1 rRNA gene is annotated in these 436 nt (G+C 47.2%); it reads left to right on the top strand.

What is annotated here, in order from left to right:
• Nucleotides 1-174: 174 nt before the first annotated feature.
• Nucleotides 175-436, top strand: a 16S ribosomal RNA gene (locus AAA938_RS20215); the annotation flags it as partial.

Genomic DNA, 436 nt, shown 5'->3' on the forward strand with positions numbered 1-436 from the left:
CAAAAGAAGCGAAAAGCGAAAGGAAAAAAGCTGGTGATACGGCTGGAATCCACAGGTTTCCGGGGAAGCTCGGAAAGCAAGTTCATTGAAGTGATGTAAGGCGAAAAAAATCTGATGAGCAAGTCATCCTGATGTCTATGCTTTAGGCATCGGGAAAATAGACTAAGACAATTTACAATGGAGAGTTTGATCCTGGCTCAGGATGAACGCTAGCGGCAGGCCTAATACATGCAAGTCGAGCGGCAGTTGAGGTAGCAATACTTCAATGAGAGCGGCGCACGGGTGCGTAACGCGTATGCAACCTACCCTTTACAGGGGGATAGCCCGGAGAAATCTGGATTAATACCCCATGGCACCATTTGAGGGCATCTGAGAATGGTTAAAGATTTATCGGTAAAGGATGGGCATGCGTCTGATTAGCTAGTTGGTGGGGTAA

The organism is Algoriphagus taiwanensis, from assembly GCF_036245645.1.
In the GTDB taxonomy this organism is placed as follows: domain Bacteria; phylum Bacteroidota; class Bacteroidia; order Cytophagales; family Cyclobacteriaceae; genus Algoriphagus; species Algoriphagus taiwanensis.